Source organism: Candidatus Lernaella stagnicola, assembly GCA_030765525.1.
GTDB lineage: Bacteria > Lernaellota > Lernaellaia > Lernaellales > Lernaellaceae > Lernaella > Lernaella stagnicola.
In genome coordinates this window covers 39872-62639 of sequence record JAVCCK010000041.1, presented here as the reverse complement: position 1 = coordinate 62639, position 22768 = coordinate 39872, and the positions used below count along the sequence as shown (strand labels likewise).

The window sequence follows — 22768 nt, the reverse complement described above, 5'->3', positions numbered from 1 at the left end:
GAGAAATACGGAACCGAACGGAGATACGATCGATGGCTCGTGTATGTGAAATTTGCGGTAAAGGCCGTCAAGTTGGTTACTCGATTAGTCACGCCCATAACAAACGGAAAAAGGTGTGGCTGCCCAACGTGCAACGGGTTCGCACCCTGACGAAAAACGGTGAGACCAAGCGCGTGTGGGTTTGCACCCGCTGCATTCGTTCCGGCAAAGTGCAAAAACCGGCTTGATGACGGCGCTCCGCCAATCCGCCCATTCGTTTTTCTAAAACAACGCGATAGGTGTGTGTTCGGCCGCCGGCGGTCGCCGCACTCTTAGAACGCCGTGCCTACCCGCACCAGCCCGGTGAAATCGGCCAGCAACAGGTAAACCGTTTCCTTCTCCGGCAACTCACGCTGCTCGATGTTCAACCGCAGGTGCCAGCAATCCTGCAGGCTGTGAAATTCAATGCCGTAGCGCGTCTCTACGAAGAAACTATCGAGAAAGCTATACCGCGTCAGGTAGTCCAGCGTAATGAAGTCAACCACGTGATACCGCGCCATGCCCGACAGGTATTGGATGTCCACTCGCCCCGCTTCGTTGACCAGGTAGCGATACTCCACGCCGATGGCGTCGTCGCGTACCGAGTCCAAGGCGGTGAGTACGTTGAAGCGGCTGACTTCGTCTAAGTACGTGTCGTAGTCCACGTCGGCGCGTACGAGCACGTCGTCTAGGTAGTAACGGCCCACCTCCGCGCTCGTCTCCCATTCCACGGTCCACGGCAACCAGGGCCGCCGTTCGTCATCGGGAATCTCCAGGTCCAAGCGACGCTCGGCTTCCGCGAAATCGTAGCCGTGCAGCACGCGCAGGTCCGTCACTTCAAAGCTGTGGAAGCGCTTGGCGCGAGCATTGAACAACCGCATGAACAAACGGTTCGTGAGCCCGTAACTCAGCTCCGAGACGCGCAGCAGGCGGTCTTCGCCGTCGAAGATCGGCAATTCGTCCTGGTCGGGTTCGTCACGATAGCGGTATTGCACGGCCGGTTCGATTTGATGCTTGAGGGCCCGCAAACGCGGGTAGCGCGTCGGAAAAACGCGCTCGAATCGTGTAAACAAGTGTGCGCCGCTTTCGGCGGTACCGCGTCCGGGAGTGCGATCCTCGCTTCGATCGTCGAGTTGGTAGAACGTCCCCTCCCCCACAACGTAGGGCGTCAACGTGGCCACCTGCTTGAAGTTTAGCGGGGCGAACAGTTCCGGGTACAAGCTCACTCGCCGCCCTTCGGTCAAGTAACGATACGGGTGGAGGCTGCCCTCGGCGGCGTCTAGCGCCCGTTCTTCCTCCGAAATTTTCGGGCGGTAGAAGTTCGTTCCCTGCAGCCGCACGCGGTAGTGCAAGGGCAGCGCACCGATACGGCAGGAAATCGCGTCGACCAGCAGGGCCGGATACCGTTGGAAGGTGTAGCTGTTGTCGTCGTTTTCCAGGTCATCGTAGTGCTGCACCGCGATGTTCAGGTCGTAGTCTTCCCACAGATTGTTGATGATGAAATCGCTCCGCACGAAACTGTCGTAGCGCCCCCCGACGTCACCGGGAAAATCGTTGACGTATTCGTTGTCGGAAATCAGATTGATTTTGTTGCGGAAGAAAAGCCGCTTGGTCGGATTGAAATGCTGCTCCTGCGACACCGCCCAGCGAATCCGGTCGCCCTCTGAGCGATCCTGAATCACATCCACGTTCGATTCGCCAAACCAATTCCGCCCGTACAAATAGCGATGCTCGATCCCGATCTTCGTGCCGCGATTCTCGTACCAGTCGGTGTCGATCGTGGCGTCGGTGTGGCGGTCGATGTTCCAATAAAACGGGATGCCGATCCGGTAGCCGTCGTCGCTTGCCCAGCCGGTCATCGGCCACAAAAAGCCCGTCGAGCGATTCACCTTCGCCGGGAACACGCCGTACGGCACGTAGGCCACCGCTAAGCCCTGCATATAGATGCGCCCGCGCTTGACCACCGCGTAGCCGTCGAAGGTCACGTCGATGTACTCGGCGGTGACCATCCAGTCGGCTTCCTCGGGACCACAGTCGCAGGTCGTGTAATGCCCCTCTTCGATGACGTAACGCTCGGGGCCGATCTTTTCGATGCGCCGCCCGCGCATGAAGTAGGTCGCTTCTTCCCGCCGCACAATGAATTCCGCCCGGGCGATCACCGCGGTTTCTTGCCGCAGGTCGACCTCGATGTGTTGCGCCCGGAATTCGCCCTCCGGGGCGACGAAATGCACGTTCCCGGCCGCGATGAGATGTCCCGCAGTTACGTCCAGCGTCATCCGATCGCCGTGCAGGCGGTGCTCGCCTTGGATCAAGACTACATTCCCCGACGCCTCATAGAACTCTTTGTCGCCATCGAAATCGATGCGATCGGCTTCCATGGTGATGGGAATGTCGCTGGCTAAGACGTCGCGCAGAAAAGGCGTGATCGACCGCTGCGTGCTCGACGGCGAGTCGGCAGTCGACGCCTGTGCCCACGCCAAACCGGGCAGTAGGAAGAGCAACAATACAAGCCGGCGGACAACATTCATGGACCGGTTTCGCCCGTGAGTCTCCCTCGCACGTGACCGACGAGAAAAATGCTCCCTGCCGCCATGGCGAGCCCAGTCGGCCCGGCCGCGTCGGCGGCCGCGCTCATGGCGGCGTCGGGATCGGTCACGACGGTCACGTTTTCGTTGTACGGACGCACATGCGCCGCCAAATCCTCGGCGGTCGCCGCGCGTGGCATCGGTAGTTCGGTACATACCACGGAAGAAACGTGTGGAGCCAGCGTCGCGGCGATGCCGGCCAGGTCCTTGTCTTTCATGCCTGCAAAAAGCCACACGACCCGATCCGCCGCGGGCCATTCATGAAGCAGCATCGTCGCGCCGGCGGGATTGTGCGCGCAATCGAGAAACCAACGGGGCGGACCGTCGAACAGCTCGGCGCGACCGGGCCAGCGCGTCGCCGCCAGGCCGCGTCGAATTGTATCTTCGTCGTGAATCCCCAGTGTAACGGCGGCGGCAATCGCGGCGCTGGTATTGCGAAATTGAATGTCGCCCCCGGCCAGCGGAACGGGCAAGTCGTGCAGAACGTAGCGCCCGTTGGACCACTGGGGAATCGATTTCGTTCGCTGAGAGCGGTCTTCCTGGAAATCGCGAACCATGACCTGCAGCGGCGCCCCGACTTCGGCGGCGACTTCGACGATCGGTTCGATCGCGCCGTCGGCTCCGCCGGTCGCAATGGCCGGAACGCCCGTGCGCAAGAGCGATGCCTTGTCGCGGGCGATAGCGTCGATCGTATCGCCCAAGTACTGCTGGTGATCGAGGTAGATGTCGGTCAACACAACCAGGTCGCGCGGTAAGGCGTTGGTGGCGTCAAGCCGCCCGCCCAGGCCCACTTCCATGATCGCCAGGTCCACGTTTTGGCGCGAAAAATACAACGCCGCCATCGCGGTAAGCATTTCGAAAAATGTGATCGGCTCCGGTTCACCTGCGACGCGATAGGGTTCCAGCGTGTCCCACAGGTGATCGGCCAACTCGACGACGTCCGTCGGCTTGATACGTTCGCCATTTATCTGAATCCGCTCCGTGAAGCTCACCAAGTGAGGACTCGTGAAAAGTCCCGTTTTCAGCCCCGCCGCTTGGCCGATGGAAGCCAGCATGGCGCTCGTCGAGCCCTTGCCGTTGGTGCCGCCGACGATGACGACACGCTTGCCCGGCCGGGGATCGCCCAGGTCGCGCAACAGCCGGGCGATGTTCTTCAGCCCGAGTTTGATCCCAAAGCGCTGCAGGTCGAACAAGCGTTCCACCCGTTGGCGATAGGCCTCATTCATCCGTTTTTCCGCACGCGATCCCGTGCGAGATGTGCGGCGCCGAGCGCGCCGACAATTTGTGGATTGTCGGGAATGACGAGCTTGATCCCGAGGCGTTTTTCCAACGCCGCGACTACGCCCGGGTTCTTGGCGACGCCGCCGGTCATCACGACCGGCTCGGTCACACGGACGCGTTCGGCGAGGCTTGCGGAACGATCGGCGACCGAGCGGCACACGCCCCAAGCGATGCGGGGTTCGGGAACGCCGTCGCCGATTAGGCTGACAACTTCGCTCTCGGCAAACACCGTGCACATCGAGGAGACTTTCACGTCGGCATCCGAGCGCAGAGCCAGCGGCCCGAGTTCCTCTAGGTCGACCTCCAAGGTACGCGCCATCACCTCCAGAAAACGCCCGGTGCCCGCGGCGCACTTATCGTTCATGACGAAATCGGCGACCGACCCGTCCCCGTTGACCCGGATGACTTTCGAATCCTGCCCGCCGATATCGATGACGGTTTTCACACCGGGAAAAAGTACTGAGGCGCCCTTGGCGTGACACGTGATTTCCGTGATGCGGGCGTCGGCTAACTCCGACTTGTTGCGTCCGTACCCGGTCACGACGCAGAACGTGACGTCCGCGGCGGTTAAACCGGCGGCGGCCAGCGCCTCGGCATAGCTCTTTTGCGAAGCCTTCACGCTGCTGGCTCCGGTCAACAGAACGTTCTGGGCCAAGATATCGCCCTGGTCATCCATGAGTATCGTCTCGGTGGACAACGAACCGATGTCCACACCGGCGTACACGGCATGTTGTGGATCGGACATGCTTTCTCCCGTAGCATCGATTTATCGATCCGACAATTTACTGTAAGCCCTTCGCCCCCACAAGGCGGCGCGGTTATTTGCTTCGACGTCAGATGGCTCGCGAGCCGCTGATTTTAGTTTTTATATGATGACTTAACCCTTGAAATCAGGGCGCGAATAACGTAGTAATCATTACGAAAAGACATTAAAGAAGCAACGTTTTGCGCCCTTGGCGCCGTGCTGAGTTAACTGTGATTTCCGTTTGTTGGGGTCCTATCCTTGCAACCGCGAAATGGTGAAAGTTAAACCTTTCCTCGCCGATCGAAGGAGCCAGCATGTCAACCGAGAACAGCTTCAACGCCCGCGATATCTTAGAAACCGACGCGGGCACTTACTATTACTACCGCCTCATGAAGCTTGCCGACGACGGCATTGCACACCTGGATCGCATGCCGCGCACGCAAAAAATCTTCCTGGAATCGGCACTGCGCAGCGAAAACGGCGTTGAGGTAACGGCCCAAGACGTTCGCACGATCGCCAGTTACGACGCCCAAAACCCGCAGGCAGTCATCATCCCGTTCAGCCCGGCGCGGGTACTGATGCAGGACTTCACCGGCGTACCCGCGCTTGTGGACCTCGCGGCGTTACGCAGCGCGATGGCGCGCTTCGGCAAGGATCCGCAGAAGATCAATCCGCAAATCCCCGTCGACCTCGTGATCGACCACAGCGTGCAAGTGGACGTTTACAACAGCCCCGAGGCGCTCCAGACCAACTCCGATTTCGAGTTCCAGCGCAATAGTGCCCGTTACGAGTTTCTGCACTGGGGGCAAAAGGCGTTTCAAAACTTCCGCTGCGTGCCGCCCGCCATGGGAATTTGCCACCAGGTGAATCTCGAGTCGCTCGGCCGCGTCACGTTCACTCGCGCCGAAGAAGGCCTCGAACACGAACTGGCCTACCCCGACACGCTCGTGGGTTGCGACAGCCACACGACAATGATCAACGGCCTCGGCATCCTGGGGTGGGGTGTGGGAGGCATCGAGGCCGAAGCGGTTATCCTCGGCCAGCCCTACTTCATGGTCATGCCGGAAATTGTCGGCTTCAAGCTGACCGGAGCGCTGCCCGAAGGCGTCACGGCGACCGATCTCGTGCTGACGATTACCCAGCTTCTGCGCCGGAAAGGCGTCGTGGGGAAAATCGTCGAGTTCTTCGGCGCCGGGCTCTCGAACATCGGTCTGGCCGACCGCGCCACGATCGCCAATATGTCGCCGGAGATGGGGGCGCGCGCCTGCTACTTCCCGGTAGACCGGGAGACGCTGCGCTATATGCGCAACACCGGCCGCTCGGACGGGCTGGTGGCGCTGACTGAAGCGTATTGCAAAGCGCAGGGATTGTTCCGCACCGACGATGGTCCCGAGCCAGTGTTCAAGGACGTTTTTGAACTCGACATCAGCACCGTTGTCTCGTCTCTTGCCGGCCCCAAACGGCCGCAGGACAAAGTTGCGCTGGCCGACATGAAGACCGAGTTCAGCGCTGATTTGCGGCGTCCGATTGCCGAGCGCGGCTTCGCCCTGGGCGACGACGACACGACAACCAGCGCGGCCGTCGCCTATCCGGACGGCACCGCCGGCGAATTGAAACACGGCGACGTGGTTATCGCCGCGATCACAAGCTGCACGAACACCAGCAATCCCTACGTACTGATCGGCGCCGGATTGTTGGCGAAAAAAGCTGTCGAGAAAGGCCTGACCCGTAAACCCCACGTCAAAACCAGCCTGGCGCCCGGCTCGCGCGTGGTCACCTACTATTTAGACCAGGCCGGCCTAACCCCCTATCTGGAAAAGCTTGGCTTTCACACCGTGGGCTACGGCTGCACGACGTGCATCGGCAACAGCGGGCCACTCGACCCGCACATCGTCGACGCGATCGAAAAAGGCGACTTGGTTGCCGCGGCGGTCCTATCCGGTAATCGCAATTTCGAAGGGCGCATCAATCCGCACACCCAGGCGAACTACCTCGCCTCGCCGATCTTATGCGTAGCCTACGCCATCGCCGGTACGGTGCTTACAGACCTGACCAGCGAACCCATCGGCGTCGACTCCGAAGGCCGCGACGTCTTCCTGCGCGATATCTGGCCCTCCAAGGCGGAAATCGAGGAGCACATCGCCAAGGCGCAGGAGCCTGAGTCGTATCGGAAAGTCTACGGTGAAATCTACGACGCCAATGAAATATGGAACGGCATTCCCTCGACCGACGAGCCGGTTTACCCGTGGTCGGATGAAAGCACTTACATCCAGGAGCCGCCCTTCTTCGTCGACATGAAGCTGGAAACCGTGCCCATCGAACCGATCATCGGCGCCCGCTGCCTGGTCAAGGTCGGCGACAGCGTCACGACGGACCATATCAGCCCCGCCGGCGCGATACCCGCGGACATGCCCGCCGGGCGCTATTTGATCGAGCGTGGAGTCGAGGTCAAAGACTTCAATTCCTTTGGTAGCCGCCGCGGCAACGATCGCGTTATGACACGCGGCACCTTCGGCAACATTCGCATGCGCAATCAAATGGCCCCCGATACCGAAGGCGGTTGGACGACGCACCTGCTTTCAGGCGAGGTGATGACGATTTACGACGCGGCGATGAAGTACCAAGCCGACGGCGTGCCGCTGGTTGTGCTGGCCGGTAAGGACTACGGCATGGGCTCCAGTCGCGACTGGGCCGCCAAGGGCACGAAGCTGCTGGGCGGCAAGGCCGTCATCGCCGTATCCTTTGAAATTATCCACCGCGCCAACTTGGTGGGTATGGGCGTGCTTCCGCTGCAATTCAAGCCGGGTGAAAGCGCCGACGCCCTGGGGCTTACGGGTCGGGAAACATTCACCATTCACGTTGACGATAACCTCACCGCGGGCCAGGACGTCGTGGTGGATTATCAGCGCGAGGACGGTAGCACGGGCAGCTTCCACACGACGTGCCGCATCGATTCGCCGGTGGAAGTCGAATACTACCGGCACGGCGGCGTGCTCGACATGGCGCTGCGACGCATGATCGGCGAGTAAACGGTACCCATATTCGGGCGTCGCAACGTCGGTCACCCGCTAACGCGGACGAAAGGGTTGGAATGGCTAATCTAAACGTGGTAATCGCCGGTGCAGCGGGACAGGGCGTACAATCCGCCGCCGCCATCTTTGGCCGCCTCTGCCTCCGCCAAGGACTCCACCTCTTCACGACGCAGGACTACCAATCGCGCGTGCGCGGCGGGCACAACTTCATGCGCATTCGTATTTCCGACGAGCCACTCGGGGCCTCAGTGCGACTAATCGATTATCTGGTCGCGCTCAACGAAGAGAGCATCCGGATCCATTTGTATGACCTGCGTCCCGAGGCGATTACGTTGTGCATGGAGCAGGACGCCGAGGGTTTTAACGACCCACGCCTGCGCCCGCTACCCAACGACGCCGGCCCGGCCAAAGCCGACAACCCGCGTTTCGTGGGCGTCAAGTTGCTAGCGATGTTGATCGAGATGATCGGCTTCGACCGCCGGAACTTGACCGACGCCGTGGACATCCAACTCGGGAAACGGATCAAGCCGGAAGTCCTGCAATTGAACTTCGATGCCGCGCAGGCTTGCGCCGACCTGGTCAGTGATGAGGATCGCCACGAACTGCCCTTCGCCCTGCATCCGGAAACACAACGGATGTTTGTCGACGGCCACGAAGCGCTGGCGCTTGGCATGGTCGCGGGCGGCATCGGCGTCTACGCCGGCTACCCGATGAGCCCCTCCACTTCCTTGATGACCGCCCTCGCCTCGTTTTCCCGGGAGATGGGCGTTGTGGTCGAACAAGTCGAAGACGAAGTCGCCGCGATCAACGTGGCATGTGGAGCGGCGTTCGCCGGCGCCCGGGCGGCAGTCGGCACCTCCGGCGCGGGAATTTCACTCATGTCCGAGACGATTGGCCTGGCGGGCATCTCCGAAACGCCGGTCGTGATTCTTGACGCGCAGCGGCCGGGCCCTTCCACTGGCATGGCCACGCGCACCGAACAGGCGGACTTGATGCAGGTCGTGTTCGCGTCACAGGGCGAATTTCCGCGCGCGGTGATCGCTCCCGCCGACCACGAAGACGCCTTCTACATGGGCGCCGAGGCCTTCAACATCGCCGAGCGCTGGCAGATCCCCGTATTCATCATGACCGACCAGGCGTTTGCCGATTCGCAAAGCACCGTCGAGGAATTCGACCCGAGCCGAGTAACGATCGACCGCGGACCCGTCGCCGAGGAACCCGCCGCACCGGGCACCCTCATGCCGCGCTACGCCGTTACCGATTCCGGCGTCTCGCCCCGCGCCTATCCCGTGCTTTCCGAGTGGATCATTCAGCAGGACAGCCACGAACACACGGAGATCGGCCACCTGAGCGATAACATCGACAATCGCATCACCCAGTTCCAGAAACGGATGCGCAAGCACGACGGCATTGCCGCGGAGTTCCCGGGCCCCGAGATCGTCGGCGATCCCGAGGAGGCGCTGTTTCTGTGCTGGGGCTCGACATGCGGGCCGCTGCTGGAAGCGGCCGCACTGATGCGAAAAGAAGGACATCGGTTGGGCGTGGCGGTATTTCGCCACCTTTACCCGATGAACCGCAAAGCGGTACGCCGCGCCCTCGCGCCCGCCGAGCGGCTATACACGGTCGAGATGAACTTCACCGGCCAACTCGGCAAATTGCTGTTGCTGGAATGCGGTATCGCTACTACCGCGCATATCGGCAAGATCGACGGCCGGCTGTTTACGGTAAAAGAAATACTCTTTCGCCTGCGGGAGGTGATCTAATGCCGCGCTTAGAAGACTACGAACTGCACGAACCCCAATGGTGCCCCGGTTGCGGCAATTTCGACCTGCTCGATTGCCTGAAATCGGCGTTGGTCGATTTGGGTATCGAGCCCCGCGAGTTGATGCTGGCGACGGGCATCGGCCAGGCGTCGAAACTCGGTTTCAGCCTCAAGGCCAACATGTTCGACGGCCTGCACGGCCGCATGATGCCGCTCGCCCTGGGCATGAAGATGGCCAACCACCAAGCCAAGGTGTTGGTGATTTCCGGCGACGGCTGCTTCTATTCCGAAGGCGGCAACCACTTCATCCACAACATCCGGCGCAATCTCGACGTCACGATGATCGCCAGCGACAACCGCGTGTTTGGTCTCACAAAAGGTCAAGCATCCCCCACCGCGGCGGCAGACTACGTGACCAAGATCCACAACGAAGGTGTCGGCGCCACCGAACTGAGGCCCAGCGCCCTTGCCTTGGTTTGCGGCGCGACCTTCGTGGCCAAAACCTTCACCGGCTACCGGGAGCAGCTCGTCGAATTGCTCAAGGCGGGCATCATGCATAAGGGCGCAGCGCTGATCGACGTCATGAGTCCCTGCGTTTCGTTCAACAAAGTCAACTCCTTCGCCTGGTACAAGCAACACTCGGGGTTTATTCCCGAAGGACACGACGCCGGGGATCTCGACGCCGCTCTGCAACTGGCGATGCACGGCCTGCCCGACGGCCGGATTCCGACCGGCCTGTACTACCAGGTCGAACGCCCCGTTTTCGGCGCCAACCGCAAAGCGCTGCAGGGCGAGCCGATCGTCACCCAAACGTTGACGCGGAAACCGGAACGAGCCGCCGAACTATTCGCGCGCTTCAGATAGCAAATACCGGCGATGGATGTCGCCGTGAGAAAAACAATCGAGAAAATGTAGGGAGGTGTGACGTGCAGATCTCCGAACGCTTTGAATACGATGTCGCGATCATGGGCGCCGGCCTTGCCGGTATGTCGGCGGCGGTAAAAATGGCCGAGGACCATCCCGACCTCAAAGTCGCGGTCTTGACGAAAGTGCACCCGGTACGTTCCCACTCCGGAGCGGCCCAGGGAGGCATCAACGCGGCGGTCGCGCGCGACGACAAGTGGGAAGACCATTACTACGACACGCTCAAAGGCGGCTGGTTTCTCGGAGACCAGGACGCCGTTCGCGTGTTGACCGAACAAGCGCCCAACGCCATCTACGAACTGGACCGCTGGGGCACCTCGTTCAGCCGCTCGGCCGACGGCAACTACGCGCAACGCCCCTTCGGCGGGCAGCGGCGCAACCGCACCTGCTACGTCCAGGACATCACGGGTCACGCCCTGCTGACCACGCTGTTTGAACAAGTGACGAAGCGCGGCGTCGATGTCTTTTGGGAATGGTTCGTGTTCTCCATCGTCTCCGACGGCAAGGATTTCTACGGCTTCCTCGCCTTCGACCTCAAAACCGGCAAAATCGGCTTTTTCTCCGCTAAGGCAGGCCTCGTGGCGACCGGCGGAGCGGGCCGTGTGTTCGGGCAGTCAAGCAATGCGCTGATCAACACGGGTGACGGCATGGCGCTCGCCTGGCGCGCCGGGGTGCCGCTCAAGGACATGGAATTCTTCCAAACCCACCCGACCGGCATCCCCAACGGCATTCTCATCACCGAGGGCGCCCGCGGCGAAGGCGGCTACCTGGTCAACAAGCACGGCGAACGTTTCATGGAGAAGTACGCGCCACAGTTCATGGAATTGGCGCCCCGCGACCTCGTGGCCCGCTCCATCCACACGGAGATTGTGGAGGGACGCGGTTTCGACGACGGCTGCGTGCGCCTTGATCTACGCCATCTGGGCAAGGAGAAACTAACCCAACGCCTGCCGCAAATCCGCGAGATCGCCATGTACTTCGCGGGCGTCGACCCGATCGACGACCCCATCCCCGTCCGACCGACCGTGCACTACACCATGGGCGGCGTCGATGTGAACACCGATTGCGCCACGCCGGTGCGCGGCCTGTTCGCTGCGGGCGAAGCGGCTTGCGTCTCGGTACACGGCGCCAATCGCCTGGGCGGCAACTCGCTGCTGGAAACCGTGGTGTTCGGTATCCGCGCGGCCGCGATGATTCCGAAATCGCTCGGTGAGAAGAAGGAAGCTCCTGCCTCGTTGATCGAAGCCGAGATGGCGAACTTCAACGCATTGTTCGACGGTGAAGCGACCGAATCGGTGCCGGCGTTGCGGACCGAAATGGAGAAAACGATGGTCGCGGGCCTCGGCATCAAGCGCGACGCGGCGGGTATGAAAAAGGGGCTGACCGATATCGAAGCGGTCCGCGCTCGCTTCAGCGGCGTGCGCGTCGCCAACCGCAACCTCACCTTCAACATGGAGGCGTTCCGCGCCATCGAGCTGGGTTGCATGCTCGACATCGCCTACGCCTGCGCCTTCGCCTCGGTCGCACGAGAGGAATCGCGGGGCAGTCACTACCACCTCGACTTTCCCAAGATGGACAACGCACGCTTCCTCAAGCACAGCCTCGTGACGCGCGAGGACGGGAACAAACTCCACTTGGATCATCTCGATGTCACGATCGTCGACACCAAGCCTCTCGATCAAATTACGTACTGAGAAAAGGAGCCGGTGATGAAAGGTGTTTTCGATATCTTCCGGAAAAACGCCGACGATGACGAAACGTACCGCGAAAAGTTTGAAGTCGAGTTCGATCCGGGCGACACCCTGCTGGATGTGTTCCACATTATCCAACACGATCACGACCCCTCGTTCGCCTATCGATATAGCTGCCGCGGTGCGATTTGCGGATCGTGCGCCGTGCGCGTCAACGGTGTCGCCGCCCTGGCCTGCAAAACGCAGGTCGCGACGCTGGTCGAGCAAGGCGAGGTCGTCGTCGATCCTATCGGCAACCTGATGCCGATCACCGATCTCGTGGTCGACCTCGATCCCTTTTTCGATGCGTACAAGCGCATCCTGCCCTTCATCCGGCGCGACATCGAGGACCACGACTACGTCCACACCGAAGGACTCGATCCAAAACACTTCGACCAGATGATCCGGGCGATCACCTGCATCAAATGCGCGGCGTGCTTTTCCGATTGCCCGAAGCGCGCCGACGCGGAAACCTTCATGGGACCGGCCGCTGCGGTGGCCCTCTACAAATACTTCTTCGACTCCCGCGACGCCGCTCGCGACGAACGCATCGGCCTAGCCGCCGACCCCGACTTCGGAGTTGTCGCTTGCGACTCACATGCCAACTGCGTCAAAGTATGTCCCAAGGACGTGCGCCCGCTGCGCGCGATCAATTTCATTCGCAAGGAACTATCGGCACAGGAGTAGATCAAGTGGCTAAGAAAAGCGTTCGTGTGGAAAAAGATTCGCTCGGCACCCTCGAAATCCCGGCAGATGCTTACTACGGCGTCAACGTCGGGCGCGCGCTGATCAACTTCCCGATCAGCCGGCGCAAGATTCACCCGCGAATCGTGGAGGCCTACTGCCGCATTAAGAAGGCCGCGGCGAAGGTGAACCGGGAAGCGGGCCGATTGCGCGCCAAAGACGCAAAGGCAATCCGTAGCGCCGCCGATGAAGTGCTGGCCGGCATGTTTCGTGACCAGTTTGTCATCGATGTCTTTCAGGCCGGCGCCGGAACCAGCACGAACATGAACGCCAACGAGGTCCTGTGTAATCGCGCCCTCGAACTGCTCGGCCGCAAAAAAGGCGAGTACCAATTCCTGCACCCCAACGACCACGTCAACATGGGACAGTCCACGAACGACACCTTCCCCACGGCCATGCGACTGGCCGCCGTCGACGCCTTGGCCGATTTCTACCCCGAAGCGGAAAAACTGGCCGCCTCCCTCGCCGACCTCGGCAAGCGCTTTGCGAAGATCGTCAAAAGCGGCCGTACGCACCTCCAAGACGCCGTGCCGGTGACGCTGGGCGCGGAGTTCAAGGCCTACGCTGAGACGGTCCGCTCCGCCACCCGGCATGTGCGGCGCACTGCGGGCGACCTCTTGGAATTGGGCATCGGCGGCTCGGCGACCGGCACGGGCATGAATACCCACCCCGCCTACGCCAAACGCATGTGCGAGGAGCTTTCCCACGAAACCGGCCACGCGTTCAAAAAAGCCCGCGACCTTCAGTTCGCCATGCAATGCCAGGCGCCGGTGAGTCGCGCCTCGGGGGCGCTGCGCGATTTCGCGAATGAACTGGGCCGCATCGCCAACGACCTGCGCCTGCTCTCATCGGGTCCGACGACCGGCTTGGCGGAAATCGTTCTGCCTTCGGTGCAGGCGGGTTCCTCGATCATGCCCGGCAAAATCAATCCTTCGATGCCGGAAATGGTCAACATGGTTTGCTTCCACGTGATCGGTAACGACACGTGCGTCAGCCTGGCTTCCGCGGCCGGACAGTTGGAACTCAACGTTATGATGCCGATCATGGCGGAGAATATCCTCGAGTCCATTGAAGTGCTGACCTCGGCATGCCGACAACTGCGCCTACGCTGCGTGGAGGGCATCACGGCCAATCCGGACAGGTGTGAAGACTACGCGTATCGCAGCATGGGGCTGGCCACCGCGTTGGCGCCGTCGATCGGATATCTGGGCGCGGCGGCTGTGGCCAAACGCGCCTTTGCGGAAGGCAAAACGATCACTGAGTTGGTTCGCGCGGAGGGCATGTTAAGCGAGAAGGAGATCAAGCACGTCCTCAACCTTAAACGCTTGACCGGTCCGGACCCCGATCTGGCCGGAAAACCGAAAAAGAAGTAGTCGACCGCGCCGTGGAGCTTGTAAATCGGCAAATAGGAATTATTAAATAATAACGTCGCTGAAAAGAGTCGCCGCCGCGCTTTATGGCGCAGGACGCGCTCCGGGAACAAAAGGAGCCTTCGAATGATTATTCAAAAAAACGCACGCACGCAGGTCGATAGCCAAGCTTCTCCTCAGCCTCAACCCACGCCGATTTCCAAAAACGTCGGCTTGCGCGGCGTCACCGTCGCCGACTCGGCCATCTGTAAAATCGACGGCAAAGAAGGCGTCCTGCTATATCGCGGCTACGACATCGAAACGCTGGCCCGCAAGGCCACATACGAAGAAGTCGCGCACCTGCTAATCAAAAACAAACTGCCCAATCGAGAGGAATTGGCCGCCTTCAAGGAACGGATCGGTGAATACAGCTTTCTGCCTGAAGGCATTGTCGATGCGCTGAAAGCCATTCCGAACTCCACAAAGGCGATGGATGTCCTGCAGGGCGTTGTCTCGCTTCTGGCTGCCTACGATCAGGAGGCGGCGGAAACGACCAAGGAAGCCAACTACAACAAGGCGACGCGCCTCGTTGCGATGTTCCCCCTGCTCGTGGCGGCGTGGTACCGCATTCGCCAGGGAAAACACGTTGTGAACCCGAACCCCGAGTTGGGCATTGCCGGTAATTTTCTCTACACGATGCACGGCGAGATCCCCGACGACTTCGCCGCCCGGACCATGGACGTGGCCATGATCCTGCACGCCGAACATTCGTTCAACGCCTCGACGTTTACTGCCCGCCAAGTCGCCTCGACGCGCGCCACGATGTACGCCGCCATCGCCAGCGCCAACGGCTCACTTTCCGGAGAATTGCACGGGGGCGCCAACGCCCGCGTTTACGAGATGCTCCAAAACATTGGTCATAAGGACAACGTAGAAGATTTCGTTCTCGGTACACTTAATTCCGGCGGGCGCATCATGGGCATGGGCCACGCCGTGTACAAAACCCTGGACCCGCGCGCGAAGATTCTCGGCCCCATGTCGCAAAACCTGGGTGAGCAATCCGGCGATGCAACGTGGTACGAACTCTCTGAGGAAATCCTCTCTTTCACCAAAGAAGAGTTCAAGCGGCGCAAAGGCGTGGACATCAACGCCAACGTCGACTTCTTCTCCGCCTCGGTCTACCACTACATGGGAATTCCCGTGGATCTGTTTACGCCGATCTTCGCCATGGCCCGCGTATCCGGTTGGGTCGCGCATTACATCGAGGAGTTCTTCGCCGAGGTCTCCGGCAAACCCGCGCTCTATCGTCCTCGCGCTGACTACATCGGTAGATATTGCGGCGAAGAAGGCTGTGTCTGGAAGGACGTCGAAAACCGCGACTGATCCGCGCCGATAGCCGCCGAGTCCACTCCGCGTTGGGTCGAATGCCGGCCCCTTCCGTTCCCTGGGGTCTTGTCAATTAGTGCTGTCCAAGCATAATGACAACAATCATTCTGCACTGAGTGCCACTTTTGGAACGTGCCCTGAAGGAGTTTCGAGTGACTGCCATTCGCCAAGCTTTACCAACATACGGAACCGACCTCATTCCGACTCTCGACCGCGCGTACTTTGACGACTGCCTCGTTTTTTGCGCACCAGAAGCCTGGGAACTGGTCAAACACGAGTTTCATTTCCCGCCGAAACAAGTCGCCGTGCCCAAATCCATGGAGCAGTCTCGTTTGGAGCGGCAAATCCAGCGCGTCGCCCAGTGCGAAACCGTGTTCGGGATCGGTGGCGGCAGCGCCTGCGACGCGGCGAAGATGTTCGCCTGGAAAACCGGCGCTAAGCTGATTCTTGTCCCGTCGATCCTCAGCGCCGACGCCCCGTTCACGAAGTCCATTGGCGTGCGGGTTGATCATCGCGTGCGTTACGTGGGCGAAGTATTCCCGGAACATCTGCTGGTCGATTTTGAACTGCTGCGAAAAGCGCCGCCGAACCTTAACCGGGCCGGCATTGGCGATATCCTTTCCATCTATACCGCCCTGTTCGATTGGCGGCTCGCTCACGAGCAGACCGCCGAAGCCTACGATCCGGACATCGCCGCGCAATCGCAAACGCTGCTCGATCAACTCTTTGCCGGCGCCGACGCGATCCGCGAGAACACCGAAGAAGGCCTGGCGCTGCTATCGGAACTTTACGTCGGCGAAGTCCGTCTCTGCGAGCAGTTCGGCAACAGCCGCCCGGAAGAAGGCTCCGAGCACTACTTCGGCTATTGCATCGAGGCCTTGACTAAGAGGCACTTTATTCATGGCGAACTCATCGCCATGGCCGTCGTGCTTACGGCAATGTCCCAGGAACAGCCGCTGCAGCCGGTGCTCGATTTTCTGGCTGCGATCGACCTGGATTTTCGTCCCGCGCAGGTAGGCGTCACGATTGATGACATTCACGACACCTTGCTGGCGCTGCCGCAATACTTGGAAGAAGAAACCCAACTCCCCTACGGCATCTACCATCACCTGGGAATGGCCGAAAACCGGGTCGACGGTTTGATGACGAAGTTCGCGGAACCGGCCTGCTGATTTTTGGAGGCCACAAAATGCCTCGCGTGTTTTGGGTCGTAATTCTTCTCGTCTCCATGACCGCTTTGCTGATCGCGCTGCCCGGCTGCAACAACGACGATGATGAAAACGACGACTCCGTCGCCGATGACGACACCGGCAGTGACGATTCGGTCGTCGATGACGACACCGGCGATGATGACTCGGTCACCGATGATGACTCGGTCGTCGATGACGACATTTACCTGTGGTAGCCACAACGGTAGCCTCAATGCGACGCAGCGCGCGATCATCGAGGAATGGGGTGAGAATCCCCGTTGGGTGCTCAACGCCGTCAAAGGCGAAAACGACGGCGAAGTCGAGATCGTGGTCAACGGCCTAGCGATCGATGGCCTCGACGTTTCGAATTTCACGATTGTCGACAATCCTTTCCTGACGCCGGGCGCTACCGCCACGCTACGAGTTCTGCAGTGCGACGGTTTTGCGCGCTTTCATGAATGGATCGTCTTCACGGTCCTGGGCACCGACGGCAACCACGCCGACTACGAAGAGACCCGCGCGCTGCGCTTACACGAACCACGATTTTTTGTCGGCGACTGGAACGACTCCGGCGGCGGCGTTTTTACCGATCCCGAAGAGTACCTGGACCCGCTGATCGAGCCGCCGCTTGGCTTTGAGCCGGAAAGCTTCCTGCTAGTGAAGTCGGGAAATGAAACCGAACTCGACGGCGAAAAAATCGGCCCCAATCGATGGCGTTTCACACTATCGACTCTTCACGCCGCCGAGCAAGTCGCCGTGATTCCTGAGCCATAAGCCTTATATTACAGTTAGATAGGTATTCATAGTTAATGCATTTTGTTCCATTAATTAGCGGCTCTTCTTATGTTGTTTCTCAACTTCTTTTGCTAAGATAGCGTCCATGAAAGAAAAAGACCTCGCCCGTCGTGATTTCCTTTTCGCCATGGCCGGTACCGGCTGCGCGTTCCTGACCGGTTGCGAGCGTTCGAATACAACGCAGGCGATGGCCGCACCGCCCCTGGGGAATCAGTCGGGACACGCCGCCCGCTTCTGGCATGCCGACGGCGAAAATATTCAATGCGACCTCTGCCCTCAGGGCTGTACGATCGCCTCCGAAAAAATGGGCTTCTGCCGCGTGCGTCGCAACGACAACGGCAAGCTCGTCAGCCTCGTTTACGGCCAACCGGTGACCCACCACAACGATCCCATCGAAAAAAAGCCCTTCAATCACGTCCTGCCGGGGTCCAAGGCGTTTTCCGTGGCCACCGTCGGCTGCAACATGACCTGCAAGCACTGCCAAAACTGGCAGCTTTCCCAGGCCACGCCCGGTGACTTACGTTCGCTCTCTTGGTCGCCGGCCGAATTGGCGAAACGCGCGAAGGCCGCGGGCAGCGCTACGATCGCCTTTACGTATAACGAACCGACGATCTGGCCCGAGTACATCATCGACACCGCCGTTGAAGCCAAAAAACTTGGCGTTCGTACCGTTGTCGTGAGCAACGGCTTCATTAACGAGGCCCCGCAGCGCGAACTGGCGAAGAATATTCTCGCGTACAAAGTGGATCTGAAGGGATTCAGCGAGAAGTTTTATCGCGACATTTGCGGCGCGTCGCTCAAGCCGGTGCTCGAGGGCATGGTGCGCATTCGCGAGGAGAAATGCTGGCTGGAGATCGTCACGCTCGTGATCCCAACCTTGAACGACGATCCGCAGGAAATCCGCGCCCTGGCCAAATGGGTCTACACGCATCTCGGCGCTGACGTCCCCCTGCACTTCACCCGTTTTCATCCGATGTTTCAGTTGCGAAATTTACCGCGCACCCCGGTGCCCACTTTGGAAAAGGCCCGCCAAGTCGCGCTCGACGCCGGCCTGCGTTACGTCTACACGGGCAATGTGCCGGGGCATCCCGGTACGCACACGTATTGCCCGAAGTGCGGCGAGAAAGTCATCCAACGTTACGGCTTCACTGCCAAAGTCGTGGCGCTTGATGACGGTCGCTGTGCCAAGTGCGGCACGGCCATACCGGGCGTATGGTCGTAACGCGATTTCACTTGACACGCGGAGTTGCTCCCCAACAATAGGGCGACTTTACATATCCTGGATCGTAACGAATGCCCCTTTTCGATTCTAAAAACGGTTTCCTTCGTGATGGATTGCCAAGCGCACTATTTGGCGCGTTCATGCTTTTCTCGGCGGTGACCGTCTTCTGGCTGCCGGTTTACTTCTCCGACGTCCTCGGCTTCAGCGGCGCCCAGATCGGCCTGCTTTTCGCCTTGAATGCGGTTACCGGGATGTTGGCCGCGTTCCCCGCGGGTTTGGGTAACGACCGCCTGTCGAGCCGCTTCTGGGTCGTGTTGGGTCTGCTCACTCAAGCCGTGACTCTCGTGTGGTTCGACCACGTTGAAGCTTTCGCCATTTGCATCGTCGCTTATTTCTTTTGGTCGATGACCTTCAGCCTCTTCCGCATCAGCATCGAAACACAAATGCTGAAAACGGACTCCGGCGACAAAACCGCGCAACGCATCGGCGTATTCGTCGCTTGGCGTTTCGGCGGCTTGGGCGTCGGTTCGCTGCTGGCGGGTTTCCTGCTGACCCGTTTCGGTTTTCATGTGACGTTCATGTTTGTGGCGATTGTGTGCGTCGTGCTGATCGTTCCGGCCCTTCTGCTTCCGCGCACGCCGGTGCGCCGCGTGAACCTGCGCGAGTACGCCGCGGACTTCATGGACCGCCGCGTGCTGCTGTTCGTATCTTGGATGTTTTTGTTTTGCACGCATTGGGGCTCGGAATACACGTGTTACAGCTTGTTTCTGAAAAAGAGCCTCGGGCTTTCGCTACGGCAGATGGGCGCGTACATGGCCGTCGAATTCTCCGCCTTTCTTTTTGTCGGGCTGCTTCTGGCGCCGCGACTGCGGACGATGGCGATTCGCAACGCGTGCCTGATCGGCGGCTTGCTCGCCTCGGGAATCGGTTTGCTGGGCATGGTCAGTTCGAACGTGTTCGTCTCGGTGTCGTTCCGTTTCGTGCACGGGCTCGGTGACGCCACGATGATGGTGCTGATCTATTTAGGAATCGCCCGCTTATTCAATGCCGAGCGAATCGGCGGCAGCACCGGCGTGGTCAACCTGGCGATGATGACCGGGTTGATCGTCGGCGCGTTGGTCGCCAGCCCGGTGGGCGAGCATTTCGGATACGGCGTGCCCATCTGGGCCAGCGGCATGATGCTCGTACTCTTGGCCTTGCCCGTGTACCTTTGCCGTTGCCCCGCCGGCGCACCGGTCCACTCAGCCCGATGAACCCTCCGACCTCGTCATGGCGCACGGACTGGCTACCGAGCGCGCTATTCGGCGTGTTTTCCCTGCTCACGTCGGTGACGATGTTCTGGCTGCCCGTTTATTTCTCGGAGGAACTTGGCTATTCCGGCGCGCAGATCGGCTCCATTTTCGCCTTTCAAGCCCTCGCCTTCGCGTTGGCCTCAGTGCCCGCCGGGCTGGGCAACGACCGCATTCGCAGTCGCACGCTGGCGCTCGTGGCCCTGGCCGCCCAAAGCGTCTTCTTGTTGGCGATGGGCTACGTGAAAAGCTTTCCCGCTTTCCTCCTCGTCTTTTCCGGCTGGGCGTTTATGTACAACACGCTCCGCTTGACGATGGAAATGCAACTGCTCAAGCACGACGCCGGCGATCGCACGAGCAACCGCATCGCCTTGTTCGTCGCGTGGCGTTTTGGCGGCATCGCCGTGGGCATGATCATGGCCGCGATGCTACTCACCGCCTTCGATTTCCAATGGACCTTTCGCGTTTTGGCCGGCGTCACCTTACTACTGCTGATTCCCGCCCTCGCCTTGCCGCCGACTCGCGTGAAGCGTCAAGCCATGAAGTCGTACGTGCGCGACTTACTGACGCCACGAGTCATACTGTTTATCGGCTGGCTGTTTCTCTTTACGACTCACTGGGGCGTCGAACAAACCTGCTACGGCCTGTTCCTGCGCAGGAACCTGGGGCTTAACCTGCAGCAAATGGGCGGTTACATGGCAGCCGAGTTCGTCGCGGTCATCGCCGTCGTTTTGCTCGTGGGGCGGCGCCTCGTCGACCCGAAAGCTCCCCATCTTCTGATCGTCGTTTTCGCCCTCATCCTTTCGGGCGTAGGGCACCTGGGCATGATTATCGACAACCCCTGGATCTCGGTTCTCTTTCGCATGATCCACGGCTTCGGCGACGGTACGATCATGGTCGTGCTCTACCTTGGGGTGACACGCCTGTTCCACGTCGAGCGTCTCGGCGGCAATGCGGGCGTAATCAATCTCGCCATGACCGCCGGTATGGTCGCCGGCGCCATCGTCGCCGCTCCGGCGGGCGAGTACTTCGGCTATGAACATCCGATTTGGATCAGCGGCGTCGTGCTTCTTTTGCTGGGAATTCCGTTAGTGGTGCGGCACGTTCGTTCGAAGGCTAACGCTGACTCGGGATGAAAGGGTCGCGCCCTTCCAGCACGGCCACCACCTTCGCCGTGGCGTAGCGGCTCGTGATCAACGATGCGTGCCCCCCGTCGATCAATATATTTTTCGCGCCCTCCAGGGTGGCGCTTTCGGCCCGTACGAAAAAATCGTCCCGCGCCGCGAAGCACACAATGTCCACGTTGCCGGGCAACGGATCCTCGTGCAGTCGCTGAATGAAATCCGATCCCGGCGTCATTTGCCAAAGCGTCTTGATCAGCGGGCTGAAAATCACCATCCCCGGCCGGGTCAGGTGCGAGCCGTGAAACGGCGTGCCGATCGCCACCATGCGACTGACGTATTCGGCGAGGTTGAGTTTCTTCAGTCCCCACAGCGCAATCAGGCCGCCCATGGAATGCGCCAGGACGCTGATACGCGCAAACCCCATACGCTCGGAAAGGCATCTCAGTTTACCGGCCACGACTTCGGCGCTGTGTTCGATATCGCGGACGTTGAGCAATCCGAGGTCGATCGAGAACACCGGGAAACCGGCGCGTTTAAGGCGACGTTCCAGAAAATTAAGCACGCCGCGCGTACCCAACCATCCGTGCAGCATCAACACGGGTTGTCGAAATCCGGCGCCCGGTTCCCCGAATTCGTGTTCGGTAATATTTCCCTGCAATTCGGCCCAGGCATAGCGCATCGCTCCGATGGCGCTTTCCAGACTCATGGCCTGCATCCGAACGGCGTGACGAAGCATTCCGATAACGCCCAAAGGCTTGGGTTCGATATGCAGAAATTTCAAGCCTAGCCCGACGCACTTATCCAGCCGACAGCCCGGTTCCGTGATGCGCAAAACTTCCGCGCGCCCGATAAAGGGGCGGACGTCGTCGAGCAACGTGAATTCGAAATCGCAAATCGAACCGACATCCCACGGCGTTTTCACCCACACCAACATGCCCGAGGAACTGATGTTGCCGACCTCGGCTGCCTTGTGCTCGGAATGGTGGCGTAAGTGGGCGCGAATTTTTGTGTACGCGGGCACGCGGGGGAAAGATCTTTTTTCTAGAATATTTTTCTCACGCTTGGGCATCATTCACATTTTGACAAGCACTTTGAGGATGCGCGAGTCCCGCGCTGCATCAAAGGCCGCCAATACCTCATCGAAGCGGAACACCCTTTTAACGCTACCACGAATTTCCAATCGTTGGGAAGCGAGCAAACGTAAAGCGGGTGCAGAAAGGCCGCTGCCGGTTTCGGTCGCACAAATTGAAGGGTTTGGTCGAAAACCAGCGCCCGCATTACCAGGGAGCGCCTCCGTAGCGGAAAATCTCGCTGGGATCCACGTCGAAGGAAATACCGAAAACGTTCGTCAGAATCATGAAAATAATCGCCAGCGCCATCAGCATGATCACCATGGAAACCAGCCCCACGCCGCTGACCAACGCCATCGACAGCAGGGCGGCGCCCGTGATCAACACCGTCACCGCGCCGCGCCCGCCGTAGGGCGGGACGGGTTCGATTACCATCAGCGCGTCGCTGACCTCGGTGACGTTTTCGGAAGCCTTGTCAAAGAGGTCGCGGACGCGGTCAAACAAACTAAATTCCATCGATCG

The 22768-nt window shown here is 60.0% G+C and carries 19 protein-coding genes; 14 read left to right on the top strand and 5 right to left on the bottom strand.

Going from position 1 to position 22768, the window contains the following annotated elements; genetic code table 11:
- Nucleotides 1–32: 32 nt before the first annotated feature.
- Nucleotides 33–227 carry a 50S ribosomal protein L28 gene (gene rpmB / locus P9L99_19075; GenBank protein ID MDP8225471.1) on the top strand — a complete coding sequence of 65 codons (195 nt, stop codon included), beginning with the start codon at nt 33–35 and terminating at the stop codon, nt 225–227.
- 84 nt (nt 228–311) lie between these two features.
- Here the strand turns inward: rpmB and lptD are convergent, their stop codons facing one another.
- The 3 genes from lptD to P9L99_19060 are packed head-to-tail and all read right to left on the bottom strand — an operon-like array spanning nt 312 to nt 4629.
- Nucleotides 312–2546, bottom strand: coding sequence for an LPS assembly protein LptD (lptD, locus tag P9L99_19070; protein ID MDP8225470.1), 2235 nt, complete (start codon nt 2544–2546; stop codon nt 312–314).
- On the bottom strand, nt 2543–3829 hold the full coding sequence (locus P9L99_19065) for a folylpolyglutamate synthase/dihydrofolate synthase family protein (GenBank protein MDP8225469.1): 1287 nt from the start codon (nt 3827–3829) through the stop codon (nt 2543–2545). The genes lptD and P9L99_19065 overlap by 4 nt, the downstream gene beginning before the upstream one ends.
- Nucleotides 3826–4629 carry an acyl-CoA dehydratase activase gene (locus P9L99_19060; GenBank protein ID MDP8225468.1) on the bottom strand — a complete coding sequence of 268 codons (804 nt, stop codon included), beginning with the start codon at nt 4627–4629 and terminating at the stop codon, nt 3826–3828. Before P9L99_19060 ends, P9L99_19065 begins: the two co-directional genes overlap by 4 nt.
- 314 nt (nt 4630–4943) lie before the next feature.
- On the opposite strand from P9L99_19060, the gene acnA reads away from it, so the two are divergent.
- From acnA to P9L99_18995, 13 genes are all read left to right on the top strand, one after another.
- Nucleotides 4944–7658, top strand: coding sequence for an aconitate hydratase AcnA (acnA, locus tag P9L99_19055; GenBank protein ID MDP8225467.1), 2715 nt, complete (start codon nt 4944–4946; stop codon nt 7656–7658).
- A 62-nt stretch (nt 7659–7720) separates the two neighbouring features.
- Nucleotides 7721–9424, top strand: coding sequence for a 2-oxoacid:acceptor oxidoreductase subunit alpha (locus tag P9L99_19050; protein ID MDP8225466.1), 1704 nt, complete (start codon nt 7721–7723; stop codon nt 9422–9424).
- A complete protein-coding gene (locus P9L99_19045) occupies nt 9424–10287 on the top strand; it encodes a thiamine pyrophosphate-dependent enzyme (protein MDP8225465.1) in 864 nt (287 codons plus the stop codon). The genes P9L99_19050 and P9L99_19045 overlap by 1 nt, the downstream gene beginning before the upstream one ends.
- A gap of 62 nt (nt 10288–10349) precedes the next feature.
- Nucleotides 10350–12041 carry an FAD-binding protein gene (locus P9L99_19040; protein ID MDP8225464.1) on the top strand — a complete coding sequence of 564 codons (1692 nt, stop codon included), beginning with the start codon at nt 10350–10352 and terminating at the stop codon, nt 12039–12041.
- A 15-nt stretch (nt 12042–12056) separates the two neighbouring features.
- On the top strand, nt 12057–12764 hold the full coding sequence (locus P9L99_19035; GenBank protein ID MDP8225463.1) for a 2Fe-2S iron-sulfur cluster-binding protein: 708 nt from the start codon (nt 12057–12059) through the stop codon (nt 12762–12764).
- 5 nt (nt 12765–12769) lie between these two features.
- Entirely contained in the window at nt 12770–14194 is a 1425-nt protein-coding gene (locus P9L99_19030) for an aspartate ammonia-lyase (GenBank protein ID MDP8225462.1), read from the top strand.
- A gap of 123 nt (nt 14195–14317) precedes the next feature.
- On the top strand, nt 14318–15553 hold the full coding sequence (locus P9L99_19025) for a citrate/2-methylcitrate synthase (protein ID MDP8225461.1): 1236 nt from the start codon (nt 14318–14320) through the stop codon (nt 15551–15553).
- A 155-nt stretch (nt 15554–15708) separates the two neighbouring features.
- On the top strand, nt 15709–16728 hold the full coding sequence (locus tag P9L99_19020; protein MDP8225460.1) for an iron-containing alcohol dehydrogenase: 1020 nt from the start codon (nt 15709–15711) through the stop codon (nt 16726–16728).
- A gap of 17 nt (nt 16729–16745) precedes the next feature.
- Nucleotides 16746–16961 (top strand): hypothetical protein, encoded by a 216-nt coding sequence (locus P9L99_19015; protein MDP8225459.1) that lies wholly within the window; start codon nt 16746–16748, stop codon nt 16959–16961.
- On the top strand, nt 16939–17520 hold the full coding sequence (locus P9L99_19010; GenBank protein ID MDP8225458.1) for a hypothetical protein: 582 nt from the start codon (nt 16939–16941) through the stop codon (nt 17518–17520). Before P9L99_19015 ends, P9L99_19010 begins: the two co-directional genes overlap by 23 nt.
- A 106-nt stretch (nt 17521–17626) precedes the next feature.
- Nucleotides 17627–18763, top strand: a complete 1137-nt coding sequence (gene amrS / locus P9L99_19005) for an AmmeMemoRadiSam system radical SAM enzyme (protein MDP8225457.1) — start codon at nt 17627–17629, stop codon at nt 18761–18763.
- A 140-nt stretch (nt 18764–18903) separates the two neighbouring features.
- Entirely contained in the window at nt 18904–20016 is a 1113-nt protein-coding gene (locus tag P9L99_19000) for an MFS transporter (GenBank protein ID MDP8225456.1), read from the top strand.
- Nucleotides 20013–21188 carry an MFS transporter gene (locus P9L99_18995; GenBank protein ID MDP8225455.1) on the top strand — a complete coding sequence of 392 codons (1176 nt, stop codon included), beginning with the start codon at nt 20013–20015 and terminating at the stop codon, nt 21186–21188. The genes P9L99_19000 and P9L99_18995 overlap by 4 nt, the downstream gene beginning before the upstream one ends.
- Here P9L99_18995 and P9L99_18990 read toward each other — a convergent pair.
- Complete coding sequence (locus P9L99_18990; GenBank protein MDP8225454.1) at nt 21169–22245, bottom strand: PilZ domain-containing protein; 1077 nt, start codon at nt 22243–22245, stop codon at nt 21169–21171. The two genes, P9L99_18995 and P9L99_18990, sit on opposite strands and share 20 nt — an antisense overlap.
- Before the next feature lie 208 nt (nt 22246–22453).
- Entirely contained in the window at nt 22454–22762 is a 309-nt protein-coding gene (locus P9L99_18985) for a hypothetical protein (GenBank protein ID MDP8225453.1), read from the bottom strand.
- Between the last annotated feature and the right edge of the window lie 6 nt (nt 22763–22768).